The sequence below is a fragment of the Xenorhabdus sp. Sc-CR9 genome, from assembly GCF_963897815.1.
GTDB lineage: Bacteria > Pseudomonadota > Gammaproteobacteria > Enterobacterales > Enterobacteriaceae > Xenorhabdus.
On sequence record NZ_CAWQTY010000008.1, the window covers coordinates 1 to 6347 of the forward strand.

At 39.9% G+C, this 6347-nt stretch carries 10 protein-coding genes and 3 pseudogenes; 4 read left to right on the forward strand and 9 right to left on the reverse strand.

Annotated elements, in window-relative coordinates:
• The 3 genes and pseudogenes from AACQ81_RS00300 to AACQ81_RS00310 form a co-directional block, all read right to left on the reverse strand.
• Nucleotides 1–148: pseudogene (locus AACQ81_RS00300) on the reverse strand (IS5/IS1182 family transposase); the annotation flags it as partial.
• A gap of 63 nt (nucleotides 149–211) precedes the next feature.
• Nucleotides 212–520 carry a DUF2846 domain-containing protein gene (locus AACQ81_RS00305; RefSeq protein ID WP_237388330.1) on the reverse strand — a complete coding sequence of 103 codons (309 nt, stop codon included), beginning with the start codon at nucleotides 518–520 and terminating at the stop codon, nucleotides 212–214.
• A gap of 119 nt (nucleotides 521–639) precedes the next feature.
• Entirely contained in the window at nucleotides 640–999 is a 360-nt protein-coding gene (locus AACQ81_RS00310) for a hypothetical protein (protein ID WP_237388331.1), read from the reverse strand.
• Nucleotides 1000–1216: 217 nt separating this feature from the next.
• Between AACQ81_RS00310 and AACQ81_RS00315 the strand changes: the two genes are divergently transcribed.
• From AACQ81_RS00315 to AACQ81_RS00325, 3 genes are all read left to right on the forward strand, one after another.
• Nucleotides 1217–1564, forward strand: a complete 348-nt coding sequence (locus AACQ81_RS00315) for a helix-turn-helix domain-containing protein (protein WP_237388332.1) — start codon at nucleotides 1217–1219, stop codon at nucleotides 1562–1564.
• A complete protein-coding gene (locus AACQ81_RS00320) occupies nucleotides 1468–2247 on the forward strand; it encodes an IS630 family transposase (protein WP_237388338.1) in 780 nt (259 codons plus the stop codon). Before AACQ81_RS00315 ends, AACQ81_RS00320 begins: the two co-directional genes overlap by 97 nt.
• Before the next feature lie 647 nt (nucleotides 2248–2894).
• On the forward strand, nucleotides 2895–3212 hold the full coding sequence (locus AACQ81_RS00325; protein ID WP_237388333.1) for an IS630 transposase-related protein: 318 nt from the start codon (nucleotides 2895–2897) through the stop codon (nucleotides 3210–3212).
• Nucleotides 3213–3380: 168 nt separating this feature from the next.
• Here AACQ81_RS00325 and AACQ81_RS00330 read toward each other — a convergent pair.
• The 4 genes and pseudogenes from AACQ81_RS00330 to AACQ81_RS00345 all read right to left on the reverse strand — a co-directional run.
• Nucleotides 3381–3488: pseudogene (locus AACQ81_RS00330) on the reverse strand (transposase); the annotation flags it as partial.
• Between the two features lie 760 nt (nucleotides 3489–4248).
• Nucleotides 4249–4449, reverse strand: coding sequence for a Lar family restriction alleviation protein (locus AACQ81_RS19625; RefSeq protein WP_443089576.1), 201 nt, complete (start codon nucleotides 4447–4449; stop codon nucleotides 4249–4251).
• Nucleotides 4439–4885 carry a lysis protein gene (locus tag AACQ81_RS00340; protein WP_237388335.1) on the reverse strand — a complete coding sequence of 149 codons (447 nt, stop codon included), beginning with the start codon at nucleotides 4883–4885 and terminating at the stop codon, nucleotides 4439–4441. The genes AACQ81_RS19625 and AACQ81_RS00340 overlap by 11 nt, the downstream gene beginning before the upstream one ends.
• Before the next feature lie 8 nt (nucleotides 4886–4893).
• Nucleotides 4894–5073, reverse strand: a complete 180-nt coding sequence (locus tag AACQ81_RS00345) for a hypothetical protein (protein WP_237388336.1) — start codon at nucleotides 5071–5073, stop codon at nucleotides 4894–4896.
• A 57-nt stretch (nucleotides 5074–5130) separates the two neighbouring features.
• On the opposite strand from AACQ81_RS00345, the gene AACQ81_RS00350 reads away from it, so the two are divergent.
• Nucleotides 5131–5376, forward strand: coding sequence for an IS3 family transposase (locus AACQ81_RS00350; protein WP_443089577.1), 246 nt, complete (start codon nucleotides 5131–5133; stop codon nucleotides 5374–5376).
• A gap of 72 nt (nucleotides 5377–5448) precedes the next feature.
• Here the strand turns inward: AACQ81_RS00350 and AACQ81_RS00355 are convergent, their stop codons facing one another.
• A complete protein-coding gene (locus AACQ81_RS00355) occupies nucleotides 5449–6036 on the reverse strand; it encodes an AidA/PixA family protein (RefSeq protein ID WP_237388337.1) in 588 nt (195 codons plus the stop codon).
• A 195-nt stretch (nucleotides 6037–6231) separates the two neighbouring features.
• Nucleotides 6232–6347, reverse strand: a pseudogene (locus AACQ81_RS00360) (IS630 family transposase); the annotation flags it as partial.

The window sequence follows — 6347 nt, forward strand, 5'->3', positions numbered from 1 at the left end:
TACGTAAAATCCAAAATACGGCATTAATAAATAATCGATTATCGTAAGCAACCCGTCCCCAAGCGCCTTTTCGACCCGGTAAGTGGGGCTCAAGTAAATTCCAGACATGTTCGGAAATATCGTGGCGACGGTATGCAGGCGTGCTCATGGTTAGTTCACTCTGTTTATGGAATGCAAATCTTATTATCGCACAAAATAATTTATGACGACATTATCTAGGGGAGAACTCTGATTCGGTTGATATTTTGTGGTTTTGGCTGCCTGATACTTGTGTGTAGAAAAACGTTTTATCTGCTGTTTCTCCAATACACTTCCCATCAACATAAATGTCTTTTTTTAGAGCCTTACCGACAAAGCTGTCGCGGTAGATATATAAGCCAGATTTGCTTTCCTCTGGGGCAGAAAAGCTTTTAGCTTTTGCTGATTCTTGTTCAGTTGCAAGAGGTACGCTGGCACAACCACTGAGAAACAAAGCGCCTAAAAGAGAAGCTGATAAAAGTAATTTTTTAGTATTCATCATAAAAAAACAGAACCTTTTGTATAAAAGTAAAAAAACTAACCTCGCAACTGAGGTTATTTAGATAGAGTTTGTGTGATGGATGTCCAGTTAAAGTCTCTCTTTAAGCCACGGACGGTTTTCTAACGCTCAATGACGTATAAATCGGATTTATTTATTTCAATTCTAATATGAGCTATCCCATTAATTATCAATGAGTTTGGAGGACGAGGCGTATCGCTTATATCAATCATAGCTTCGACTTTACCGCAAAATACTTTATCTCGCCCCTCTGATAGGATGTTCGAAGGATTTGCATTGGCATCAATATCAAATGTAACCAAACATGTTTTCTCAATCCCTTTATCCTGATCCATTATGATAATGTTAGACAAAGATTTTATAACCAAATCCGAATATGTTTGCTCAGGTGTCTTTTGTTCTTTTTCGCCACACCCTGCCAATGCCATTAATGACAACAATAAACAAACTGACTTTTTCATCACATTCTCATTGTTAAATATTTCCTACATTTAACCACTGAGCTAATGATAAGTGTTACTGATTATTTGATCAGCCATCCAGAAAGTGTGAAGAGGGTTACAAAAGTCATGTAAAGCTACGGATAGCTTTAAAGCCCCTGATTGGGGCTATTACTTATTGTTATTATCTGTTATTAATAAGGTGCTCAAATACCAATAACTTGTATATGATAACGAGATGAAAAAAGATACTCGTCAGCTCTCACCAGAGATACAACAATATAACCGCCACCTCGTGATAAAAATGCATCAAGAGGGAATTTCCCGCAAAATCATCTCGACAACACTTGGCATCAGTTATAACACCATTTGTATTTGGATCAGAACCTGGCAAAAAGGGGGCGACGGTGCCTTGATTCAGGGAAAACGTGGGCACCGGGAAAGGGAAGCTCGTCTGTTGACGCCCCCTCAGGAAGTAAACTCCAGCAAATCCTCCTCGAAAAATGGCCATCACAAATGGGATTGCCTTATGCACTTTGGTCACGCAACGCGATTCAGGCGCTTATTTGGCAAATGTGGCGCATAAAAATTGCGAAAAGAACACTCACTGACTATCTAAAGCATTGGGGATTTACGTCACAAAAACCACTCAAAAGAGCCTATGAACAAAATCCTCAAGCCGTCGAAAAGTGGCATAAAGAGACCTATCCGGCGATAAAAAAGAAAGCCGCAGAAGAAGGGGCGGAAATTTGGTGGGGAGATGAAACGGGAATAAAAAATACCTGCCAGCATAGCCGGGGCTTTGCGCCCAGAGGAAAAACGCCCGTTGTTGATATTTGTGCAACGCGCTTTTCTATCAATATGATATCAGCGATTAATAATCGGGGCAGTGTGCGATTTATGCTGTATCACGACACAATGCCGGCCCGAAGGCTGCTGCATTTTTTTCAACGCTTGATAAAAGAGGCCGATCGTAAGGTCTATGTGATACTGGATAATTTGCGTGTCCACCATGCCCGGCTTGTCAAAAAGTGGTTGGAGAAACACAAAAACCGAATTGAAGTGTTTTATTTGCCTGCCTATTCACCCGAATTAAACCCGGATGAGTATCTTAATGGTGATTTGAAAAATGCTATCCGGGCCTCTTCACCGGCAAGAAGTCCGCAAGAATTAGTCAAAAAGACTCGAAGTCATATGATGAGGCTCCAGAAAAGATTTGAACATGTTGCTCGTTATTTCCAGCATCGCTGTATCCGATATGCTGCATAGCACATAATAGATATTTGTACACCGGGTTAATAATACATTATTCCAATACTTTATTTTTCTGATAAATGATTCATGAACTTCACTAGGCAGAGTACACTTTATTGTGGAGATCTCATCTTCAAAATCTTGGTACACGTTCGTTGAGTCTGGAGATTGAATAAAAAATGATTCAACTAACTTTTTCACTCCATCATCATTTATCATGAAGCCGTCTCTTTTCTTTATAAGAAGATCTTCTGTATTAACAGCTTTTTTTGCTGCGTCCACCGTAGAGCTTATTTTGGTCAAATCACTGCCACAATGTTTGCATTTGATGGCTTCCTTTCTTATAGCTTCGGCGCAGAACGGGCATTTTTTATATGCACTACTTTCACCATGAACTACCGCTTTAGCTTCATCCGTTCGGCTAGACAAAGCTATGATCAACCCAATTAATGGAGATGTGAACGCCATAAAACCAGCCGTAAGACCATTACCATCTGTTATATTGCTATTGACGACTACAAGCAAAAACGATGCCCCACACATAACAATAAAGTAAATGACACCTCTTAGAGTACTCGTTCTTTTGCCAGCAATTACACTATAACAGAATCATAATACTATGGCATAATGCCTGTGACTTCCAATAACAAGGCAGAATTGAGATGGGTTACAGTCTGGATTTCCGAAAAAGCGTACTGGCATACAAAGACAAGCATCCGTTGACATTCGAGCAAACAAGCGATCACTTTGAGGTTTCTATCCGCACCCTGTTTCGGTGGAGTCACAAAATAGAACCCTGTATGACGCGCGATAAACCGCCCACGAAAATTAGTGATGAGAGACTCATTGCCGATGTCCGGGATTATCCCGATGACTATCAATGGGAAAGAGCCAAACGACTGGGCGTCTCACAATCCGCAATTCATTATGCCTTGAAACGGCTGAAGCTCACTTTTAAAAAAAACGCTAAAACACCCTGACGCTAACGAACAAGCTCGTCAGGTATTTGGCGAGCGTATCCGCCATCATGAGCAGGCGGGCAAACCGATTGTTTATCTGGATGAAAGCGGTTTTGAGCAGTCGATGCCCCGCACGCACGGTTATTCAGCAAAAGGGCGGCGCTGTTTCGGCACACATGACTGGCAGGCTACCCGTAGGCCAACTTCACCTATCAGGACTTTGTATCTGTATTTCGTTACCCACACGAAATGAGACTCAATCTGAAATACCGTGTGGCTGCCATATCTGTAATCCATATTGCACCTCTCGTGCAACATAGTATCGCAGCTAAAGCTGACCGACTAAATTCGTCTTTATTTCTACTGTAAATCTTGTTGACTGACTTATCATCCGCATATTCCAATAAGGATGCGAGAGATAAGCTGTAAACCAAATCTTCCCGTCACCATTATCAATAAGGGATAACTTCATGCTCTTTGAAAGTTAAAGCTGTGCTCATTGCGTAGTTCCTTATAGAAAGTGAACCTGTTCGTACAGAAAGGCCGCCCCGAGATAACTACGCTATTAGCGGTTTTCTCAGGCTCACTTTCTGAAAGGTTCTCGGATTAGATGTGCGCGTACGAATGTGCAGAACTCAGAGATAAAAAAGCCACCACGTCCGAAAAGGTGATGGCCGGGGTTATTGCTTTAACCACTCAAGGGAATGGGTAAAGAAATAATTGGTTTAGTTTCAGTGGGTAACTAATTGTTAAGCATTATTCGCTTGTTATTGGGGAAAGATGGGTTTATTAGATTTACTGGTTTTTGTGATAATAACGTTGTAAAAGATGTGGAGAATGATTATGAAAAAATATCTTCTTCTTTGCCTAGTGGCAGGCACGACTCTTTTAGCTTCAATGCAGACGTATGCTTATATCTGCTTACCTTTTGGTCTGTCACCCGTAACATATGCAATCTGTATGGCTAACTGTGTTGTGATAAATTCGAATAAACCGGCTAAATACTGTATATAACAACAGTCAAGCAGGAGACAGGATGGCTCCTGCAACCCCAGAATCATTTGCTCTGGGGTGTAGTATTCTCCGCTCTCTGGTTCCATGCCTGAATCGCCGAATCATGATCATGGTCTTCTGGCCCATTAGCATTACAGTCAATGCATTGCACAAAAAACCATGTGTCATCTGAATATGCGAACATTTCTGTACGCTCACTATTACAAAATGGACACGGTTTAATTTCATCTATTTCAGCCATCATTACCTCTACATTCCGTCTTCACATAATCCCTCAGTCCGAGATACGGGGCTTCGAGGGTTTCGAGTTCTCCGAGGAGACGTATATAATCCTGTTCAGCGTCTTTCTCCAGTCGGGCGGGTCTTGGGTCATCCACGCCGGCGGGGGAAGCGGTCTCATGCTTTGTACACACACCTTTGACATACACGCGCTTAACGTTAGTGCGCAAATCATCGCTAAGCTGAGTGATCTTAGATTTGGCATTGGCGAGTTCCTGTGTGTATTTGGTGTCCAGTTCTGCAAGATGCTGGATGCGGGCTTGCTGGTTGGCTATGAAGGCGGTTTGTTTAGAGAAATCATCAGACAATTCTTTATATTTCCTGCTGAGTTCCTCATAACCCTTTACTACTACCCAAAGTGCAGCCAGCAATGATACAGAAATGACAATAAATACGTACAATTGCCATCTCATAACAGTTCAAACGCTTTTTCAAACGTTGCCTCAGAATAAGGTTGCTTGCCATTCTCGTGGCAGATAATAGATTTAGCCAGCGCAATCAGCGTTGATTTGTTCACCACGATAACTGGTTGAGGATCGACCACCAGAGACTGAGGAACACACTTGATAACCGTTTCTCCCAAACGCATATCCCGTTATCTAATAAAAAGGTATGACAATATCAATATGCACAGATCAGAAAGCTTTTGGCGGAGAATGGATTAACACAAAGCATATCCAGAAAAGGAAATTGTCTGGATAATACGATGACGGAAAATTTTTTCGCATTACTAAAAATGAAATTGTATCATCAACATGAGTTTGAAGGTGTGGATAATTTAATCGCTTTTCTTGATGAATACATCAAATACTACAATACTAAACGGTTCAAGGTAAAACTGAAGGGCCTGAGTCCAGTGGAATATCGAAATCAGGCCAAGTTAGGGATTTAATAAAAGTATCCAACTTTATGGGGTCACTTCACGGAGTTCAGCCTTGAATATTATAATTTAATTTAAATTATCTTAAGCCAATAAACTCCGATCGCCATTATTAAGACGAATGCCGGGATCCATCATTACATAGCCCAATAAATTCCCTTCTCTATATATTCCGAAAACAAGGGAATAAAATAGTGTAACACTCGTTCCAGGTAAAGGCATTTTTTGAACTGTAGATTCCCAGTAATAACTTCTTACTTCTTGAGGTTTTACTTCTAATGGCTTTGCTGTCTCTACATCCATAATATAATCATGAAAATGATCCACATTCATGACTGATAAGTGCTCGAGCATTGAATCCTCATTATGTATATTATGAGGAGGGAATGACTCAAATTTTACTAATGCTGTTGAATATATAGAGTTTTTAGTTAAAGTAATATCTCTCCAACGAAGAACATCGCCTTTATTTGCACTAACAATTAAATCACCTGACCCTTGATGTAAATAAACATTATTTTCCTCAGTAAACAGATGGAAATATTTATTATAATCATTAATCGGGGTAGGAGAATCCACATTAGAGCTAAATCTACCTTTATATCTGTTAATAAGATCTTCGGCTTGAATAGTAACCAATATATCTATTATTTTTTGGCTAAATCCTGTCATAATAGCACCTTAATTAGTTAATTAAATTGATAATTATCATGCGATAAATTTAACAATAACCAACATAAACTCATAAGCCACTTACAGGATTTAATGTAATAAAAAAATATCAAATACTAAATATCAAAAAAAAACAGTCATGCAAGGATAAGTAAGTTACAAAAAAACCATTCATTACATTCTATAAATAAGATTTCATAATTGTGATACACCCATTTTTCTCATCCCCGGTTTTTGCTGTTGTAAGGAAGCGGTTTCCATGAAGATTTTGACATGGTTAAGCAACTGCCACATAAATTGGCAGCAGTGGT

Excerpts from the sequence above, each read along its gene's own strand:
- AACQ81_RS00310 (WP_237388331.1), bottom strand. The coding sequence starts at position 999 with ATGAAAAAGTCAGTTTGTTTATTGTTGTCATTAATGGCATTGGCAGGG.
- AACQ81_RS00305 (WP_237388330.1), bottom strand. The coding sequence starts at position 520 with ATGATGAATACTAAAAAATTACTTTTATCAGCTTCTCTTTTAGGCGCT.
- AACQ81_RS00345 (WP_237388336.1), bottom strand. The coding sequence starts at position 5,073 with ATGCGTTTGGGAGAAACGGTTATCAAGTGTGTTCCTCAGTCTCTGGTG.
- AACQ81_RS00315 (WP_237388332.1), top strand. The coding sequence starts at position 1,217 with ATGAAAAAAGATACTCGTCAGCTCTCACCAGAGATACAACAATATAAC.
- AACQ81_RS00355 (WP_237388337.1), bottom strand. The coding sequence starts at position 6,036 with ATGACAGGATTTAGCCAAAAAATAATAGATATATTGGTTACTATTCAA.
- AACQ81_RS00325 (WP_237388333.1), top strand. The coding sequence starts at position 2,895 with ATGGGTTACAGTCTGGATTTCCGAAAAAGCGTACTGGCATACAAAGAC.
- AACQ81_RS19625 (WP_443089576.1), bottom strand. The coding sequence starts at position 4,449 with ATGATGGCTGAAATAGATGAAATTAAACCGTGTCCATTTTGTAATAGT.